This window comes from Paenarthrobacter sp. NPDC090522 (genome assembly GCF_044769225.1).
GTDB lineage: Bacteria > Actinomycetota > Actinomycetes > Actinomycetales > Micrococcaceae > Arthrobacter.
Genome location: NZ_JBIVXL010000012.1, coordinates 53,783 through 70,759 on the forward strand (window position 1 = coordinate 53,783; position 16,977 = coordinate 70,759).

Below are 16,977 nucleotides of genomic sequence, written 5' to 3' on the forward strand. Positions count from 1 at the left end.
CATCTGTTGACCGTCCCGCCGGGCCGTGTAATCTTTATAGAACGAACGGTCGGTATATTATTCCGTGCCGGTCCCTTTCACTTCGCGAAGGATGTTCTCATGGTCGAGGCTTTTCTTGTTGGCGGCGCACGAACGCCGGTGGGTCGCTACGGTGGGGCACTGTCCTCCGTCCGCCCCGACGACCTTGCCGCCCTGGTGGTCCGGGAAGCAGTGGCGCGTGCCGGCGTCGACCCTGACGCCATTGACGAGGTGATCCTCGGCAACGCGAACGGAGCAGGCGAGGAAAACCGCAACGTTGCCCGCATGGCCACCATCCTCGCGGGACTTCCCCTCCACATTCCGGGAATCACGGTCAACCGCCTCTGTGCTTCGGGCCTGAGCGCCATCATCATGGCAAGCCATATGATCAAATCCGGTGCGGCGGACATTGTTGTGGCCGGTGGTGTGGAATCCATGAGCCGAGCGCCGTGGGTGCAGGAGAAGCCCACCACGGCCTTCGCCAAGCCCGGCCAGATTTTCGACACGTCCATCGGCTGGCGCTTCGCGAACCCGCTCTTCACCAAGGGCGAGCTGTCCCGCGACGGCAAGATGACCTACTCCATGCCCGAAACCGCGGAAGAGGTTGGCCGGGTGGACAACATTTCCCGCGAGGACGCCGACGCCTTCGCCGTCCGCTCCCACGAGCGTGCCTTGGCCGCCATAGCCGGTGGACGTTTCAAGGACGAGATCGTTCCCGTCACCGTGAAGACCCGCAAGTCCGAGACCGTGGTGGATACGGATGAAGGACCCCGCGAAGGCACCACCATGGACGTCCTTGCAGGGCTCCGTCCAGTAGTGCCAGGCGGTTCGGTGGTCACGGCAGGCAACTCCTCCAGCCTCAACGACGGCGCTTCCGCAATCATCGTTGCGTCCGAAGCGGCCATCCAGAAGTTCGGCCTGACGCCCCGGGCCCGAATCATCGACGGCGCCTCTGCCGGATGCGAGCCCGAAATCATGGGCATCGGTCCGGTTCCGGCAACGCAAAAAGTCCTGGCCAGGACCGGGCTCACTGCAGAGCAGCTGGGCGCCGTGGAACTCAACGAAGCATTCGCAACGCAGTCGCTCGCGAGCATGCGCCGCTTGGGCCTGGACCCGGACATCGTCAATAACGACGGCGGTGCCATCAGTTTGGGACACCCGCTCGGTTCCAGCGGCTCGCGTATCGCCATTACGCTGTTGGGCCGCATGGAGCGCGAACTCGCGTCCACCAGTGGACGGAAGCTCGGCTTGGCAACCATGTGCATCGGCGTGGGCCAAGGAACCGCAATGCTGCTGGAAGGCGTGTAATGGCACTGAATCCCGAAGACTTCAGCACCCTCTTGGTTGAGGAGCGCGAAGATCGCCTCACCGTTCTCCTGAATCGTCCCGAGGTCCGGAACGCCATCGACCAGAAAATGGTGGACGAGCTCCACGCTGTGTGCGCCGAGCTTGAACAGAACCCGAAAGTGCTGATCATCGCCGGGACGGACGGAGTGTTCGCCTCCGGGGCCGACATCGGCCAGTTGCGGGAGCGTCGCCGTGACGATGCCCTCCAGGGAATCAACTCGACCATCTTCGTGCGCATCGCCAAGCTGCCCATGCCCGTCATCGCTGCCCTGGATGGATACTGCCTGGGTGGGGGAGCGGAGCTTGCCTACGCCGCCGATTTCCGGATCGGAACACCCAGCGTCCGGATCGGTAACCCTGAGACAGGCCTCGGCATCCTGGCTGCAGCCGGTGCCAGCTGGCGCCTCAAAGAACTCGTCGGGGAGCCGAAGGCAAAAGAAATCCTCCTGGCCGGAGCTGTGCTGCGGGCAGAGGAAGCGCTGCGGATCAACCTCATCACGGGCATCTATGAGGCTCCGGAACTCATGGATGCCGCCCACGCTTTGGCCGATCGCATTGCACGCCAGGATCCCTTGGCAGTCCGCATTACCAAGTCCGTGTTCCATGCTCCCGCCGAAGCCCACCCCTTGATCGACACCCTTGCCCAGGGAATCCTCTTCGAATCCCAGGCCAAGTTCGATCGCATGCAGGCTTTCCTGGACAAGAAGAGCGCAGACAAGAAGAACAGCAAAGCCGAGCCAGAGAGCAGGACCCAGAAATGACAGCAGTTCCCGCCATCCCGCACGTGATCGGAGTACTCGGCGGGGGCCGCATGGGCGCCGGAATTGCCCACGCCTTCCTGACCAAGGGTGCCACCGTGATTGTCGTGGAGCGAGACCATGAGGCAGCTGCGGGCGCGCATGGCCGCGTCTCGGAAGCAGTGGCGAAGTCGGCAGCACGCGGCACGTTGGCCGAGACGCCGGAAGAGGCCCTGTCCCGCTTCAGCACCTCCACGGACTACGAGTCCTTCATCCACTGCGGTCTGGTGGTGGAAGCTGTTCCTGAGGACTACGACCTCAAAGTCAAGGCCCTGCGGTCCGTGGAGGAACACCTTTCAGCGGATGCCTTCCTGGCCTCGAATACGTCCTCGCTGTCCGTGACGGGCCTGGGCAACGAGCTTCACCGTCCCGCCAATTTTGTTGGCCTGCACTTCTTCAACCCGGTGCCCGCCTCCACGCTCATCGAGGTGGTTCTGGGCAAGGAGACCTCACCCGAACTTGCTGCCGCGGCGAAAAGCTGGACCGAGGCACTCGGCAAGACCGCCGTCGTCGTCAATGACGCCCCGGGGTTCGCGTCCTCGCGGCTTGGCGTGGCGATCGCGCTGGAGGCCATGCGCATGGTCGAGGAGGGCGTGGCCTCGGCGGAAGACATTGATGCCGCCATGGTGCTGGGCTACAAGCACCCGACGGGTCCGCTGAAGACCACGGACATTGTTGGCCTGGACGTTCGTTTGGGCATCGCCGAGTACCTCCACTCCACGCTCGGCGATCGCTTTGCGCCGCCGCAGATCCTCCGCGACAAGGTGGCGCGGGGTGAGCTGGGCCGCAAGACCGGCAAGGGATTCTTCGACTGGACAGACTAACGCCCGGCAACCCAACTAAGTCGCAATTAAGCGCGTTTTGAAGCCTCAGAACGCGCTTAACTGCTACCCAGTTGGGTCGGTTAGGCTGACCGGGTGACTGCGATCGAACCCATCACCCTGACCGGCACCTTCGTTACTCTTGAACCGCTCCGCACGGACCATCACGACGGTTTGGTGGACGCCGCGCGAGATGGCGAGCTGTGGAAGCTCTGGTACACCTCCGTGCCCACTCCGGAGGGCATGGCTGCAGAGATTGAGCGGCGGCTTGCCCTCCAGGAATCCGGTTCCATGCTGCCGTTCGCCACGCGGCTGAACAGCACGGGCAAGCTGATCGGGATGACCACGTACATGAACATCGATCCGGCGCTGCCGCGTGTCGAGATCGGCTCGACGTGGAACGCCGCGTCCGCCCACGGGACGGGGACCAACCCTGACTCCAAGCTGCTGCTCCTGCGCCATGCCTTCGAAACGCTGGGTTGTCCCGCCGTCGAATTCCGCACGCACTGGCTTAACCAACAGTCACGCGACGCGATCGCCCGCCTCGGCGCCAAGCAGGACGGCGTCCTTCGGAACCACACGCGGAGCGCCGATGGAGCCCTGCGTGACACCGTGGTGTTTTCCATTCTGGAGCACGAGTGGCCTGCCGTCCGGAACGGGTTGGAGTACAGGCTCTCGAAGTACACCGCTTCGCCGAGGGGTTAGCTATTGGGGCTAAGCATGCCCCTAAAGCCCGGAAGCCAACCCCTCGTGGTGCGCACCCGTGTGGTTAGCTGGCTCTTATGGATGGGATGACTTCTGCTCCCCAGGCGGTCCCTTGGGACGGCGCCGTCAATGCGTGGCGGGTCGCCGGCGATGTGTACCGGATGGGCCGCCATGAGTGGGTCACCGCGGCCGGGTGGCAGCAAATGTACGACGACGGCGTCCGCACCGTGATCGATCTTCGCGCCTCGCGCGAGCGGCGGCAACGCGACACGGATCCCCAGGTGCCGGACGATGTGAAGGCGCGGATCGACGTCGTACACTGCCCAACAGAAGACCCGGATCATAGCCAGTTCACCACGCTCTTTGGCCCGTACCTCAAGGAGCCGGGCCAGTACGGGGAGTACCTCGCGCTGTTTGCGGACAAGATCGCGCTCGTTTTCACGGCGATCGCGGCCTCGCCGGGCAAAGTGGTGGTCCATTGTTCCGCGGGGCGGGACCGCAGCGGAGTGATTGCGTTGATGCTGCAGCGACTGGCGGGTGTCGATGACCGGGAGATCGTCCGGGGCTACGAGTTGGCTGCCCGCGGAATCAATGAACGGCACCGCACCCATGGTGCGCCGCATGCCCATGATCCCTACCTGCCGGCCGCGGATCTTGAAGCGCTGCTGGAGCGTCGACGCACGGCGCTTGAGGCCTTCCTTGTCGGGCTTGATGTGCAGGGCTACTTGCGCGCCAACGGTGTTACGGATTCCCAGCTTGAGGTGTTGAAGGCGAAGCTCACGGCCGCTTGATACGGCTGCGGCGAAATTTCTTGCTGACCTTGGCCGGTCCTTCATGTACCCTGTATATATTACCGAACGGCCGGTCAGTAATGTTGGGCCCCTCCAGCAATGACCGTGCCGCTTTCATGTGCCTTGGAAGGACCCGTCGACGATGACCACTACAGCAGTCGCCCCGGAAACCACAGCCGTTGCCACCGTCCCCAGCTATGTCCAGGATGCGTGGTGGACTCCCGCGCCCGAAGCCAAGACAGTGCCCGTGCGTGATGCCAGCACGGGAGAAGTCCTGGCCAACGTGAGCACCGACGGCCTGGACCTTGCCGCCGTCGTGAATTTCGGACGCACCACCGGCCAGTCCGAACTGGGCAAGTTGACGTTCCACCAGCGCGCACTCAAGCTCAAAGAGCTGGCCATGTACCTGAACGGACGCCGTGAGGAGCTGTACGCAGAATCCTCGCAGTCCGGTGCCACCAAGATCGACAACATGATCGACATCGACGGCGGCATCGGCGTGCTCTTCACGTTCGGCTCCAAGGGCCGGAGGGAACTGCCCAACTCACAGGTTGTGGTGGATGGTCCCATGGAGATCCTTTCCAAGGACGGGTCTTTCGCCGGCGAACATATCTACACCCGGATCCCGGGCGTCGCCGTGCAGATCAACGCCTTCAACTTCCCGGTGTGGGGCATGCTGGAGAAGTTCGCGCCAGCGTTCCTGGCCGGCGTTCCCACCATCGTCAAGCCGGCCACTCCCACGGGTTACGTCGCCGCTGCCGCGGTTCGGGCGATCGTTGAATCAGGCATCCTTCCCGCTGGCTCCCTGCAGCTGATCTCCGGCTCGGCCCGGACCCTCCTGGACGAACTCGACTACCGTGACCTCGTGTCCTTCACCGGTTCGGCATCGACTGCCAACTCCCTCAAGTCTCACCGCAATGTTGTCCAGGGCGGCGTTCGCTTCACCTCCGAGACCGACTCCCTCAACGCCGCGATCCTCGGCCCTGATGCCGTCCCGGGCACCCCCGAGTTCGACGCCTTCGTCAAGGCCGTCGTCACTGAGATGACGGTGAAGGCCGGCCAGAAGTGCACCGCGATCCGGCGTGTCCTTGTCCCGGCAGCACTGACGTCCGAGGTCGCCGCCGCCATCGGTGCCCGCATCAACGAGCGCGTTGTAGTGGGGGACCCGCGCGCAGAAGGCGTCACCATGGGTGCGCTCGCTTCGCTGGAACAGCTCGCCGACGTCCGGGCTGCTGTCCAGTCAATGCTCGACGCCGGCGGTGAGCTCGCGTACGGATCCCTCGATGCGCCGTCGGTCACCTCGGTAGGTGGAAACGTTGGCGTCGTGGAGGACGGTGCCTTCATGGCGCCCGTCCTGCTGAGCTGGGCGGATGCCGAAGCCGAAGAAGTGCACTCCCTGGAGGCCTTCGGTCCCGTGTCTTCCGTCCTCGGGTACACGGATCTCGCCGACGCCGTGCGCTTGGCTGCACGAGGATCCGGCTCGCTCGTGGCTTCCGTTTGCACGAACGACCCCGCCGTGGCGCAGGAGCTGGTGCTGGGGATTGCCGCCCATCACGGCCGCGTTCACATGCTCAACCGCGAGGATGCCCGTTCCTCCACTGGCCACGGCTCGCCCGTTCCGCACTTGGTCCACGGTGGCCCGGGACGTGCCGGCGGCGGCGAGGAGCTCGGCGGTATCCGTTCCGTGCTGCACCACATGCAGCGCACGGCTATCCAGGGCTCACCCAACATGCTGACCGCGGTCACGGGTCAATGGCACACGGGGGCCGACCGGAACTTCACCGTCGAGACCGAAGGCGAGCACCCGTTCCGGAAATCCTTGGCCACGCTGCGTATTGGCGACGCTGTCCGCTCGGAGCTTCGCCAGGTCACGCTGGAGGATATTACGGCGTTCGCCAACTCCACGGGCGACACCTTCTACGCGCACACCAACCAGGAAGCTGCGGAAGCCAACCCGTTCTTCCCGGGCATCGTTGCGCACGGCTACCTGCTGCTGAGCTGGGCAGCCGGGCTGTTCGTGGAGCCTGCCCCGGGTCCTGTGCTGGCCAACTACGGCCTGGAGAACCTGCGCTTCATCACGCCCGTGGCCGCTGGTGATTCCATCCGGGTGACCTTGACCGCGAAGAAGATCACCCCGCGTGAGACGGACGAGTACGGCGAGGTTGCCTGGGACGCCGTCCTGACCAACCAGAACGACGAGATCGTAGCCACTTACGACGTCCTCACCCTCGTAGAGAAGTAGCCCTCTCTCACCGAATGGCCGGTTTGGTGGGTCCCTCTCTCACCGAATGGCTGGTTTGGTGGGTCCCTCTCTCACCGAATGGCCCCTTAAGCGCGATGCTCTCTCACGAAGAACGCCTTCCCTAACGGGCAGGCGTTCTTCGTTTTCATCTACAACTGATATTCGGCTTGTTGGCCCAAGGTTTCATGGATGCATAGGACGTTATTTTCCGAGTCCATGAACCAAGCGCACTTTTCAGCATCCGTGGTGCAGATGTGGTTTTCGGTCTTGAGGTCAGGCTGGTCGTAGTCCTGGAAGGTGACACCCCGTGCTTCCATCTCGGCGACCAGGCGCTCGATGTCCTGAACCTCAAAACTCAATGCGGTATGGCTCGAGTGCATGCCATCCGTAATGGGCAACAGTTGCAGCATGGCGCCGCCGTCATTGCCGAACAAATCGTTTCCATCCCAGGTCCTGCCCCTGTGCGGCAGGCCGAGCTTTTCCGCATAGAACATGCGTGCGCGGCTCATGTCATCGACGGGCAGGACAGTTGTGGCTGTGTTGAGGGCTAGATGCATAATGGCCACCTCCTACGCTGAAAATTTTACGCTTGGGGAGGCCATCGTGACCTTACGATTCCTAGTCGGACTGCCCCTGTGAGAGAGGGATCGCCGGAGGGCGGTTGGGTGAGAGAGGGAGCACCAAAATGGGCGGTTGGGTGAGAGAGGGAGCAACAAAATGGGCGGTTGGGTGAGAGAGGGATCGCCGGAGGGGGCGGTTGGGTGAGAGAGGGTCAGGCGGCGGCGTGGAGGCCGTCGAAGGCCATGGTGATGACGTCGTCGGCGAGCTTCTCCGGGGACAGCGAGCCGCCGGGCTTGTACCACTCCACGATCGAGTTGATGGTGCCGAACAAGAGTCGCGTGACGGTGCGGGGATCGATGTCCTGACGCAGCGAGCCGTCCTCGCGGGCCGCGGAAATCAACGCGGCCACTTTGTGGTCGAACGCGCGGCGACGTTCCAGGGCATCGCGCTCGATGTCCGTGTTGCCCCGCAAGCGAAGCAGCAGGGTCACGAAGGGCAGCCGGTCCACCAGTACGGCGATGGTCTGGCGGAGCACGAATTCCAGGCGGGAGTCGGCCGGGCCGGTCAACGCGGCGGGCTGCTCCAGGATTGCTTCAAGACCGCCGAGCGCGTGGTCCAGGGCAAGCTTCAGGAGGTCGCCCTTGGAGGGCACGTGGTGGTAGATGGCTGACTTGGAGATCCCCAGGTTCTCGGCCAGGATGCCCATGGACGTCGCGTCGTATCCGTGGCGGTTGAAGACGTCGACGGCGATGCGGAGCACCGACTGCTGGTCGTAGCCGGGCCGTCCGCGCTTGGCTGTGGTCTCACTAGGCATGGTGGCATCTTCTCACGTTCTCTGGGCGTGACTGCCGTTCAGCGACTTCGCATGTCAGGGCAAACATGCGAAGCCGCGAGGAAGAACGTCAGCCTTTGGGGCGAAGGTCGTAAATCCGGCGGAGCTTACCGTTGGACCTTTCAAGCGAACCGGGTTCAACGACGTCAACGACGCAAGACGACCCGACATGGATCTTGATTTGCTCGCGCAAGGTGTGGGCCGCCGTCGTGCCCGCCTCGACTGGAACCGTTTCACGCCGTTCGATCCGGACCGTCAACGAATCCATGCGCTTGCCCTCGGGCCGGGTGATTTCGAGCTGGAAGTGCGGGCTGAGCTCCGGGATCCGCAACGCGATTTCCTCGATCTGGGACGGGAAGAGGTTCACGCCGCGCAGGATGATCATGTCATCGCTGCGGCCGGTGATGCGTCCCATGCGTCGGTGTGCGGGGCGGGCCGTGCCGGGGAGCAGACGGGTGAGGTCCTTGGTGCGGTACCGGATGATCGGCAGCGCTTCCTTGGTCAAGGACGTGAAGACCAGTTCGCCGGGTTCGCCATCGCCCAGGACGGTGGAGTGGTCGAACGGGTCGATGATTTCGGGACGGAAGTGGTCCTCCCAGATGTGGCAGCCGTCCTGGGTTTCGACGGCTTCGCCTGCGACGCCCGGGCCCATGACCTCCGACAGTCCGTAGATGTCTGAGGCCTTGATGTGCATGGTGGTTTCCAGCTCGTGCCGCATCTCCTCGGTCCACGGCTCGGCACCAAGCACCGCGTACTTGAGCGAGGTGGACGTGGGATCGATGCCCATGTGGGCCATGGCGTCCGCGATGGTCAGCAGGTACGTGGGCGTAGCCAAGATGGCGTCCGGCTTGAAATCCTGGATGAGCTGGATCTGGCGTTCTGTCTGGCCGCCGGACATCGGGATGACCGTGCAACCGAGGGCTTCGGCTCCGGCGTGGGCGCCCAGGCCGCCGGTGAAGAGGCCGTAGCCGTAGGCGTTGTGGACCTTCATCCCGGGACGGACGCCCGAGGCACGCAGGGAGCGGGCAACCAGCGTGCCCCAGTTGGCGAGGTCCGTCTTGGTGTAGCCAACCACGGTGGGCCGGCCCGTGGTTCCGGAGCTCGCGTGGATGCGGGCCACCTGGTCCTGCGGAACGGCGAACATGCCGAACGGGTACTCCAGTCGCAGGTCCTCTTTGGTGGTGAAGGGGAACTTGCCGAGGTCGCCGAGTTCGCGGAGGTCCGTGGGGTGCACGCCCGCCTCATCGAACTTGCGCTTGTACAGCGGCACGCGGTCGTAGGCGTAGGCCACCGTGTGCTGGAGGCGGGTGAGCTGCAGGGCCTCCAGTTCGTCGCGGGACATGGTTTCCTCGCGGTCCAGCACGGCATCGGACGTGGACGCAGTCGGTGAGGCGACGGTGTTCTGTGTCATGAGCTTCCTACTTCTTGGAGATGGTGCGGCTGCGGCCACGGAACTCTGCGATGAGTTCGCCGGGCGCGTCTGTGGAGGGGGAGTCGGCCGGGTCGGCGGCGTAGAGCTGGATGTCATACAGTCCGCTGCGGCCGGTACTCGCGCGGCGGTTCGCGACGGCGGTAATCACCTGGCCTTCGAAGGCCGGCTTCATGAAGTTGATGTCGACGCCGGAGGCCACCGTGATGGTGGCGGCTTCCTCGGGCGTGGGGTTGGCTGGGTTGCAGGCCAGGGCGAAGGCTGTGTCACCGAAGGCGAAGATCATTCCGCCGTGTGCCATGCCGAAGCCGTTGAGCATTTCCTGCCGGAGCTTCATGCGGATGGTGGCGTGGCCGTCGTCGAGCTTGAGGACCTCTATGCCCATCCATTCGGACGCGTAATCGTTGGTCAGGATGTGGTGCGAAGCACCGGAGAGGGTTGTTTCAACCATGCGTCATTGCCTCCAGCTTTATTTACCGAATGTTCATTAGGTAATCCCAGATCGGGCGAACTGTCAAGACTGGACGAGGATTCGGGCGGTGAAGCAGCCCGGAAAAATGACAGGGAAGGGACTGGGATACGCGGTGGGGTCCGTGCCCGGATGCCAACGATTGGACACCGCTTCGGGCGAACACTGTAGCCTCGGAGGCATGCCCGACATTGAGCTTCCCATCCTCACTGAACGACTCATCCTCAGGCGCTTCGAAGCTGAAGACCTTGAGCGCTTCCACAGTTACCAATCCCTGCCCGAGACCGCACGGTTCCTGCTGCGCCCCGAGCTGAGCAAGACCAAATCCATGGAGGTGCTGGGACGCTACGCCAACTTCGAGTTCAAGCAGGAAGGGGACTGGGTGTGCCTGGCCATCGAGCGGCAGGACAAGCCGGGACTCCTGGGCGAAGTGGTGCTGAAATGGTTGGAAGGTCCCGGGCAGGCGGAGATCGGATGGATCCTGCACCCGGACGCGAGGGGCCAAGGGATCGCCACCGAAGCGGCCGAGGCCGTGCTGGACTTGGCCTTCGGACTCCTGGCCTTCCATCGGGTGGACGCGAAGCTTGACGCGCTTAACGCCGGCTCAGCGGGAATTTGCCAACGAATCGGTATGCGCCTTGAAGCCACGCTCGTGGACATCTGGCACTACAAGGGCCAATGGGCTTCGGAAAACATCTACGCGATCCTGGACTCCGAATGGCGGGCACGCAGGGTCGCGAACAGCCAGGACGCCGACGCGCCCCATTAGCAAAACCAAAAGGACGCAGGCAACGCACCCAACCCGGCCCGCCGCCGTCGTGCGGCAACAAGCCGCAGGCTCAATCCCGGACCGGCCACGCCTTATGGTGCCTGAGCTGTTCGGTGAGCTGCGCCTCGGGCAGGGGACGACTGAAGAAATAACCCTGGCCGCTGGTACAGCCAATGCTGAGCAAGTACTCGGCCTGGTCCTCAGTCTCGATGCCCTCCCACACAGCACCCAGGCCGCATGCCCGGATGAGTTGCAGCACCGCGGCAAGCAGTGCCGGCTGCGAAGGGTCGCTGCCCAGGGCCGAGAGCAGGGAACGGTCCACCTTGACCGCATGCACGGGCAGTCGCCGGAGGTAGTCGATGGAGGAGTAGCCGGTGCCGAAATCGTCGATCTCCATGCCGACGCCCAAGCGCTCCAGGGCTTTGAGCGTGTACCGGTCAAGGTCGTTGCCCTGGATCACGGCTGACTCGGTCAACTCCAGAACCAACTGGGACGGGTCCAGGCCTGCCGAGTTCAACGCATCCCGGACGTCCTCCACGAACTCCAGCCGCTGGAGGTCCGCCGCGGAGACGTTGATGCGCATATTGAAATCGTGGTGGGCGGTAAGGGGGTCGCTGCGCCACTGCTGCAACTGCTCGACGGCGGTGCGCAGCACCCAGGTGCCCAGTTCGGAAATCATCCCCGTTTCCTCGGCGATGGGGATGAACTCGTCCGGCATCACCATGCCGCGGGTGGGGTGGTTCCACCGGACCAGAGCTTCCACTCCTTCGATCCCGCGCGTATCAAGCCGGATGATCGGCTGGTAGAACAGCACCAGTTGTGACCCGGTGATGGCTTCCTTGAGTTCGCTGACCAGCTGGTTGCGGAGCTGGCGGGCATGCAGCATCTCCTGCTTGAACACCTTCAAGCGCCCACGGCCCTCGGCCTTGGACTCGTACATGGCGATGTCGGCTTCCATCATGAGTACTTGGGCCGTCTGCTCCGGCTGCGCCATTCGAAGGCCCATGCTGGCGCCGCAGCGGAGGTGGTGCCCCTCGATTTCCATAATGCCGTCGACGGCGGAAAGCACCCGGTTGCCGATGGAATTGGCGATCGCCGGGGTCACGTCGCGCAGCAGGACCGCGAACTCATCGCCGCCCATGCGGGCCACCATGTCCTCTTTCCGGACTGCTCCGCTGATCCGCTGGGCCACGATTTCGAGCACCTGGTCACCGATGGTGTGGCCGAGGGAGTCGTTGATGCCCTTGAAGCCGTTCATATCCAGGAGGAGGATGGCGGGCCGTTGTCCGCCGTTGCGGGCGCGTTCCTGGGCATCGGTCAAGGCGGAGGTGAAGGCCGAGCGGTTGTTGAGTCCGGTGAGGGAGTCTGTCATGGCCATGTGCTGCATCTCGCGGTGTGCCTCGTGCAGCTGCTTGGTCCGGGCCGCTACGCGCTCTTCGAGCTCGGCGTAGATGATCTGGAGGTCCTCGGCCAGGAGGTTGGTCCCCATGATGACGGCATCGATCTCGTCCCGGGCATCGGAGACTTCAATACGGGCGTCGAGATCTCCTGCGGCCAGTTTGATGATGCCTTCCAGGAGCAACCCCAGACGCGGATCGTTGCCGGCGTCAGACTTCTCCTCGGACATGCTCACCCCCCGTGCGGTCCGCCTCGCTCATCTGCGGTACGCCCAACATTATCGCGGAGATACTCGTGAACGGCAGAGCTGCGTTCCGGGAGGGCTGCCTGCTCGAACAATGCGGCCGATTCGTCGAAGGTTGCCTGGGCCTCTTGCTGCCGTCCCAGGGCCAGCAGGGTCCGGCCCAACAGGAAATGCGCCTCGGCCGCTGTCTGGGTGGCCAGGACGGAGGAACGGTTGCACAGCGGCTCCAGGATGGCCAGGGCGGCGGGCATGTCCTGGTTGAGATAGTTCCAGCGCGCCCGGACCAGTGACATCTCCAGGTGGTCCCGTTCCGAGCCGCCCACAATGTCCGTGGCCAGCTCGGCCCTTTCGATGCAGCGCAGGGTAGCGGCGTCGCTCAGTTTGGCTTGGAGGCGCATTTCGGCGGATGCCCGGTTGAACCGTGCCCACAGGTCCACGTCCTTGGAAGGGGACAGCCTTTCGGCCGCGAGATCGTGGTAGAGGCCGCCGTCGGAAACCCTGTCCGCGAGGAAGGCGACGTTGCCGATCACCCAATAGCCCTTGCCTGCCGTGTCTTCGTCCACGTCGGCCAGCAGGTTCTCGAGTTCCAGGCACTCGCGCCACGCGTCTTCCAGCATCCTGCTTTCTGCAAGCGAGGCGATGAGGGCACGCTGGGCCAGGATCTGCACATACAGCAGGTCCGGATCCCCGGCAGCAAGTTTCGCGGCGTCCGAGGCCATGGCAGCGGCTTCGGCCAGGCGTCCGAGTCCCTGCAGGGCGACAGCCACCATGGTTCCCGCCATGGCGCCGCGTTCGGCAGAGGACGCGGTCAGGGGAAGGTCATTGAGGGCCGTTGCAAGTTTGAGGTATTCCTCGATCCGTCCTTGGTCGCGGCGGCACTCTGCCTGCAGGTAGAGCATGTTCCACCAGGCATCATCATCACCGGCCGATGTGGCCAAATCGGCGGCTTCGCCGGCCAGCCGGAAGGCTTCGTCGAAGTCGCGTTCCTTCCACTTGGCGCGTGCGTTGAGTCCGGCTACGACCACTGGCGTTAGTTGGGGACTCTGCATGAGGCCATTATCCATGTTATTGCGGAAGAAAAGCTCGTATAGTTTGCCCCGTGACTTTATTCAAGTCACGAACAAGAAATTCGCATCAGAACGAAAGGGCACAGCGAATGAAGAAATTTGCGGCAACACTGCTCATGGCAGCAGTCTTGGCGGTAACAGGCTTTGCTGCTCCGGCCAACGCCGAGCCTTCGCAGGACAGCACGGCAATCGGCTGGTGGCCGAACAGCGTCACCACCAAGACCAACACCACCAGCATCGGTTGGTGGCCGAACTAATTGGGGGGACGCCTGTAAAGGCCCCATGACGCAAATTGATGCCCCGGGTTACCACCCGGGGCATCAGTTTTGTTTCGGCATGTGTCGCGGATTAGTGACGATCCGCGTCAGGGCAGGCTGCCATGGTTGACAGTCTTGTCACAAGCTAGGGTCCCCCGACGGGCAGTTCCACGGACACGGTGGTCCCGGCCCCAAGCGTCGAGTCCAGGTCCAAGCGACCCATGTGCCTGCTGACGATGTCCTGGGCGATGGCCAATCCCAGGCCGCTTCCGGGGACAGCAGCCGCCGTCGCATTGGAGGCGCGGTAGAAGCGCGTGAAGATGTGCGGGAGATCGTGCTCGGGGATGCCCAGCCCGGTGTCTTCGATTTGGACGAGGGCCGCTTGGCCGCCATCCTCGGTGGCCGCCAGAACACTCGTGATGCCCACCCGGCCACCCTCGGGGGTGAACTTGATGGCGTTGGCAACGATGTTGGTGAACACCTGTTCCAGCTTGGCCTCGTCCGCTGTCACCTCGATGTCTTCGGAGGCCTCCACATAGGAGATGGCGACGTGCCGCGATTCCGCAAGCGGACGCAGCGTGGCAACCACCACCTGCAGCAGCTTGGCGATATCCACGGGTTTCAGGTCCAGGTTGCTGCCGTCCTGCATGGACACCGTGAGCATGTCTTCGATAAGCCGCCGCAGCCTGTCCGAATTCCGGGCGATGACATCCAGCATCTTCTTGATGCCGTCCGGCACGGGACCACCCGAGCCGTCACGGATCATGTCGAGGTAGGCGGTGATGGAGGTCAGGGGAGTACGCAACTCATGGTTCACCGTGGCCAGGAAGTCCGTCTTGGCTTTGTCGAGCTGCCGCAGTTGATGGAGAACCCGTTGCTGGGCGCTGATCAGGTGGCCCTGGATGAGGCCGTGTGCAACGTTCCCGGCAACGTGCTGCATGAGGTTGATTTCCGGGCGCGTCCACTCGTGGCTCGCCTCTTCGGTGGCCAGGAGGATGACGCCCAAAGCAGAAGCACCCTCACCAACGGGAAGGATCACCGAGGACACGGGGCTGAGCTCGGGCGACCATTCACGCAGCGCCGCAGTGATGCGTGAATCGGGTTCCGTCCGGTGGTCCAGGATGGCCCGGACATCCGCCTGGGTCCACAGCTTGTTGGCGAGGCCCATGATGACGCTCTCCATGTCGCCGAGCTTCGCGGGCAATTGCGCGACGCCGGTTCGGTTCCATTGGGCGCGGATGGAAGGAACCCGTTCGTCGCGGAACGTCGCGAACCACACATGGTCAACATCCAAGGCTTCGCCGAAGCCGCGCACCACCAAGTCCGCAATGAGCTGGGGATCGTTGGTTTCCCGGATGGCGGCGGAGACGTTGCGGAGGCTCTCGCGCAAGGTTTCCACTTCGCCGCGGGCACGGGCCCGTTCCTTGGATCGGCCGATCAGCGTGTTGACGCGATACACCAGTTCCTCGGGGCGGACCGGATTGAGGACGTAGTCCACCATGCGCCACGCCTCGACCTCTTCGAGGTCCACCTGGTCACCGGCATCCAGCAGCAACAGGACGGGGACGCCGGGGCTGCGGAGACCGTGTGCCAGGGAGTTGTCGAGCACCACCACAGAATGGCTGTTGTGTTCCAGGCTGATGGCCAGAGAGGCGGCATTGGAGGCAGGAAACACCTGGAACCCCGCAGCGGTCAGCGCAGCAGAGGTCACCGTCAGCCGTTCGATGTCAGAGTCCGCCACCAAGGCGGAGAGTGAGACCTGCTGGACATCGGCCCTGTCCGAAACCACTGAGCCCCCTCCGATACAACGTTCGTTCCACGGCAAATACCAGATTTGGCAACACCCTATCAGCGCATGCCCCGGCAGCGGACCAGCGGCGCAGAATGCGTCGGAGGGTTCTTTCGCATCCTTGCCCCAGGGATTTGCCGGCCTTAAAGTGCCTGTTAGGGCTGCCCCGCCCCGACCAAACGCCAAGGAGCATAGTGGAGCACCCAGAAGCTTCGGAGGACCTTCAACCGGTCACCTTCCAACTGGAACTCGAGGAGCAGGGCATCCTGCGGCTGACATGGCCGCGTGGAGCCAGGATCAAGGAGACGGACGCCCAACGTGCCATGGACCGGGTCAACGAGCTTTGCGGAGCAGACCGGTACCCGATGATCGTGGACATGGCCACCACGGACGATGTGACCCGGGGCGCCCGCTCGGTTTTCGCCAAGCCGTGCCAGGCCAACCGGATCGCCCTGTGGGGTTCGTCCCCGGTGGACCGGGTCATCGCCAACTTCTTCCTGGGGATCATGAAGCCACCCTGCCCCACCCGATTCTTCACGGACCAAACGGAAGCCCTGGAGTGGTTGGTTGAGGAATAAGTGCAGGTGAGGGCGGCGTGGCCCCCTATATTGGGAGAATGCTCTCCGCTCTCCGGAAATACCTGCTGATTCCACGCCTGATCCGGCTTTCCTCCGGTGCGCCCAAGGATCCGCTGACGGCATGGGATACGTACTGGGGCAATGTCCGTTCCACGGGGGCCGCGGGCGATGTCCTCTGGGATTCGGGCAGCAACCACGAGCTTGAGGGCTACCTTCCCAGGTTTTCCCTGCTTGATCGGTCCCTTCCGATCGTGGACGTCGGTTGTGGGAACGGCAGTTTCACGCGCTCGCTGGCGCAGCATTTCCCGCACGCCCTTGGCCTGGATTATGCGGAAAACGCGGTGGACCGGGCACGGCTGGAATCGGACGGAAGTACAACGGCGAGCTACGGGGTCTGCGATATGACGGCACCCGACGCCGCGCGAACTGTGGCGACGGCCTTGGGCCGGGCGGGTTACTCCGGCGACGCGAACGTGTTCATCCGCGGGGTGCTCCACGTACTGGACCGCAAGGGCCGTGCCGCCTTGGCAGCGAACCTGCTGCCCGTCGTCGGAAAACGCGGCCTGGTGTTCCTCGCCGAGACCAACTTCCCAGGCACGCCGGTGGACTACGTGACCCATCTGGGCGCGACGAAGGACTCCATTCCGGCGCCGCTCGAATGGGCCATCCGCGGCCTGCCGATGCCGGGCCGCTTTGGTGCCGCGCAGCGCCGCAAGGCCTTCCCGGCGGCGGATTGGGAGCTTGTGGAGGAGGGCGAGGCGAAGATCGAGACAAGACCCCTGAGCAACCCGTCCAAGCCGGACGTGATCCCGGGTTACTTCGCGATCCTCCGAGCCCGCTAGTACCCAACTGAGTCGCATTTG

The 16,977-nt window shown here is 63.8% G+C and carries 17 protein-coding genes; 10 read left to right on the plus strand and 7 right to left on the minus strand.

The window, feature by feature from the left end:
• Nucleotides 1-99 precede the first annotated feature (99 nt).
• The 6 genes from ACIQT2_RS16020 to paaZ all read left to right on the plus strand — a co-directional run bounded on the left by ACIQT2_RS16020 (nucleotide 100) and on the right by paaZ (nucleotide 6,721).
• On the plus strand, nucleotides 100-1,326 hold the full coding sequence (locus ACIQT2_RS16020) for a thiolase family protein (RefSeq protein ID WP_402948282.1): 1,227 nt from the start codon (nucleotides 100-102) through the stop codon (nucleotides 1,324-1,326).
• Nucleotides 1,326-2,126 (plus strand): enoyl-CoA hydratase/isomerase family protein, encoded by an 801-nt coding sequence (locus ACIQT2_RS16025; RefSeq protein ID WP_402948285.1) that lies wholly within the window; start codon nucleotides 1,326-1,328, stop codon nucleotides 2,124-2,126. Before ACIQT2_RS16020 ends, ACIQT2_RS16025 begins: the two co-directional genes overlap by 1 nt.
• Entirely contained in the window at nucleotides 2,123-2,986 is an 864-nt protein-coding gene (locus ACIQT2_RS16030) for a 3-hydroxyacyl-CoA dehydrogenase family protein (protein ID WP_402948288.1), read from the plus strand. Before ACIQT2_RS16025 ends, ACIQT2_RS16030 begins: the two co-directional genes overlap by 4 nt.
• Nucleotides 2,987-3,079: 93 nt before the next feature.
• Entirely contained in the window at nucleotides 3,080-3,688 is a 609-nt protein-coding gene (locus ACIQT2_RS16035; RefSeq protein WP_402948290.1) for a GNAT family N-acetyltransferase, read from the plus strand.
• Between the two features lie 77 nt (nucleotides 3,689-3,765).
• Nucleotides 3,766-4,479, plus strand: a complete 714-nt coding sequence (locus tag ACIQT2_RS16040; protein ID WP_402948293.1) for a tyrosine-protein phosphatase — start codon at nucleotides 3,766-3,768, stop codon at nucleotides 4,477-4,479.
• Between the two features lie 142 nt (nucleotides 4,480-4,621).
• Nucleotides 4,622-6,721 (plus strand): phenylacetic acid degradation bifunctional protein PaaZ, encoded by a 2,100-nt coding sequence (gene paaZ, locus ACIQT2_RS16045; protein WP_402948296.1) that lies wholly within the window; start codon nucleotides 4,622-4,624, stop codon nucleotides 6,719-6,721.
• A 149-nt stretch (nucleotides 6,722-6,870) separates the two neighbouring features.
• Here paaZ and ACIQT2_RS16050 read toward each other — a convergent pair whose 3' ends face one another.
• The 4 genes from ACIQT2_RS16050 to ACIQT2_RS16065 form a co-directional block, all read right to left on the minus strand.
• Nucleotides 6,871-7,278, minus strand: coding sequence for a VOC family protein (locus ACIQT2_RS16050; protein ID WP_402948299.1), 408 nt, complete (start codon nucleotides 7,276-7,278; stop codon nucleotides 6,871-6,873).
• Nucleotides 7,279-7,493: 215 nt separating this feature from the next.
• Nucleotides 7,494-8,096 carry a TetR/AcrR family transcriptional regulator gene (locus ACIQT2_RS16055; protein WP_397325481.1) on the minus strand — a complete coding sequence of 201 codons (603 nt, stop codon included), beginning with the start codon at nucleotides 8,094-8,096 and terminating at the stop codon, nucleotides 7,494-7,496.
• Nucleotides 8,097-8,184: 88 nt separating this feature from the next.
• The gene (gene paaK, locus ACIQT2_RS16060; protein ID WP_402948303.1) at nucleotides 8,185-9,525 is read right to left on the minus strand and encodes a phenylacetate--CoA ligase PaaK; all 1,341 of its coding nucleotides are present in this window, start codon (nucleotides 9,523-9,525) and stop codon (nucleotides 8,185-8,187) included.
• Nucleotides 9,526-9,532: 7 nt separating this feature from the next.
• Nucleotides 9,533-9,994, minus strand: a complete 462-nt coding sequence (locus ACIQT2_RS16065) for a hotdog fold thioesterase (RefSeq protein WP_400328483.1) — start codon at nucleotides 9,992-9,994, stop codon at nucleotides 9,533-9,535.
• 199 nt (nucleotides 9,995-10,193) lie between these two features.
• Between ACIQT2_RS16065 and ACIQT2_RS16070 the strand changes: the two genes are divergently transcribed.
• A complete protein-coding gene (locus ACIQT2_RS16070) occupies nucleotides 10,194-10,781 on the plus strand; it encodes a GNAT family N-acetyltransferase (protein WP_402948307.1) in 588 nt (195 codons plus the stop codon).
• 70 nt (nucleotides 10,782-10,851) lie between these two features.
• Here ACIQT2_RS16070 and ACIQT2_RS16075 read toward each other — a convergent pair whose 3' ends face one another.
• Nucleotides 10,852-12,408, minus strand: a complete 1,557-nt coding sequence (locus ACIQT2_RS16075) for a putative bifunctional diguanylate cyclase/phosphodiesterase (RefSeq protein ID WP_402948310.1) — start codon at nucleotides 12,406-12,408, stop codon at nucleotides 10,852-10,854.
• Nucleotides 12,409-12,410: 2 nt separating this feature from the next.
• Entirely contained in the window at nucleotides 12,411-13,472 is a 1,062-nt protein-coding gene (locus tag ACIQT2_RS16080; RefSeq protein WP_400328492.1) for a hypothetical protein, read from the minus strand.
• Between the two features lie 107 nt (nucleotides 13,473-13,579).
• On the opposite strand from ACIQT2_RS16080, the gene ACIQT2_RS16085 reads away from it, so the two are divergent.
• On the plus strand, nucleotides 13,580-13,747 hold the full coding sequence (locus ACIQT2_RS16085) for a hypothetical protein (RefSeq protein WP_021473873.1): 168 nt from the start codon (nucleotides 13,580-13,582) through the stop codon (nucleotides 13,745-13,747).
• Nucleotides 13,748-13,892: 145 nt separating this feature from the next.
• Here ACIQT2_RS16085 and ACIQT2_RS16090 read toward each other — a convergent pair whose 3' ends face one another.
• Nucleotides 13,893-15,536: an ATP-binding protein gene (locus tag ACIQT2_RS16090; RefSeq protein WP_402948312.1), complete on the minus strand. Its 1,644-nt coding sequence runs from the start codon at nucleotides 15,534-15,536 to the stop codon at nucleotides 13,893-13,895.
• A 194-nt stretch (nucleotides 15,537-15,730) separates the two neighbouring features.
• Between ACIQT2_RS16090 and ACIQT2_RS16095 the strand changes: the two genes are divergently transcribed.
• The gene (locus tag ACIQT2_RS16095; RefSeq protein WP_402948315.1) at nucleotides 15,731-16,114 is read left to right on the plus strand and encodes an STAS/SEC14 domain-containing protein; all 384 of its coding nucleotides are present in this window, start codon (nucleotides 15,731-15,733) and stop codon (nucleotides 16,112-16,114) included.
• A gap of 38 nt (nucleotides 16,115-16,152) precedes the next feature.
• Entirely contained in the window at nucleotides 16,153-16,956 is an 804-nt protein-coding gene (locus ACIQT2_RS16100; protein ID WP_402948318.1) for a class I SAM-dependent methyltransferase, read from the plus strand.
• Nucleotides 16,957-16,977 lie beyond the last annotated feature (21 nt).

What these genes read in the sequence shown, in the direction of transcription:
- ACIQT2_RS16020 (WP_402948282.1), top strand. Translation starts at nt 100, where the DNA reads ATGGTCGAGGCTTTTCTTGTTGGCGGCGCACGAACGCCGGTGGGTCGC.
- ACIQT2_RS16025 (WP_402948285.1), top strand. Translation starts at nt 1,326, where the DNA reads ATGGCACTGAATCCCGAAGACTTCAGCACCCTCTTGGTTGAGGAGCGC.
- ACIQT2_RS16030 (WP_402948288.1), top strand. Translation starts at nt 2,123, where the DNA reads ATGACAGCAGTTCCCGCCATCCCGCACGTGATCGGAGTACTCGGCGGG.
- ACIQT2_RS16040 (WP_402948293.1), top strand. Translation starts at nt 3,766, where the DNA reads ATGGATGGGATGACTTCTGCTCCCCAGGCGGTCCCTTGGGACGGCGCC.
- paaZ (WP_402948296.1), top strand. Translation starts at nt 4,622, where the DNA reads ATGACCACTACAGCAGTCGCCCCGGAAACCACAGCCGTTGCCACCGTC.
- ACIQT2_RS16050 (WP_402948299.1), bottom strand. Translation starts at nt 7,278, where the DNA reads ATGCATCTAGCCCTCAACACAGCCACAACTGTCCTGCCCGTCGATGAC.
- ACIQT2_RS16055 (WP_397325481.1), bottom strand. Translation starts at nt 8,096, where the DNA reads ATGCCTAGTGAGACCACAGCCAAGCGCGGACGGCCCGGCTACGACCAG.
- paaK (WP_402948303.1), bottom strand. Translation starts at nt 9,525, where the DNA reads ATGACACAGAACACCGTCGCCTCACCGACTGCGTCCACGTCCGATGCC.
- ACIQT2_RS16065 (WP_400328483.1), bottom strand. Translation starts at nt 9,994, where the DNA reads ATGGTTGAAACAACCCTCTCCGGTGCTTCGCACCACATCCTGACCAAC.
- ACIQT2_RS16070 (WP_402948307.1), top strand. Translation starts at nt 10,194, where the DNA reads ATGCCCGACATTGAGCTTCCCATCCTCACTGAACGACTCATCCTCAGG.
- ACIQT2_RS16075 (WP_402948310.1), bottom strand. Translation starts at nt 12,408, where the DNA reads ATGTCCGAGGAGAAGTCTGACGCCGGCAACGATCCGCGTCTGGGGTTG.
- ACIQT2_RS16080 (WP_400328492.1), bottom strand. Translation starts at nt 13,472, where the DNA reads ATGCAGAGTCCCCAACTAACGCCAGTGGTCGTAGCCGGACTCAACGCA.
- ACIQT2_RS16085 (WP_021473873.1), top strand. Translation starts at nt 13,580, where the DNA reads ATGAAGAAATTTGCGGCAACACTGCTCATGGCAGCAGTCTTGGCGGTA.
- ACIQT2_RS16100 (WP_402948318.1), top strand. Translation starts at nt 16,153, where the DNA reads ATGCTCTCCGCTCTCCGGAAATACCTGCTGATTCCACGCCTGATCCGG.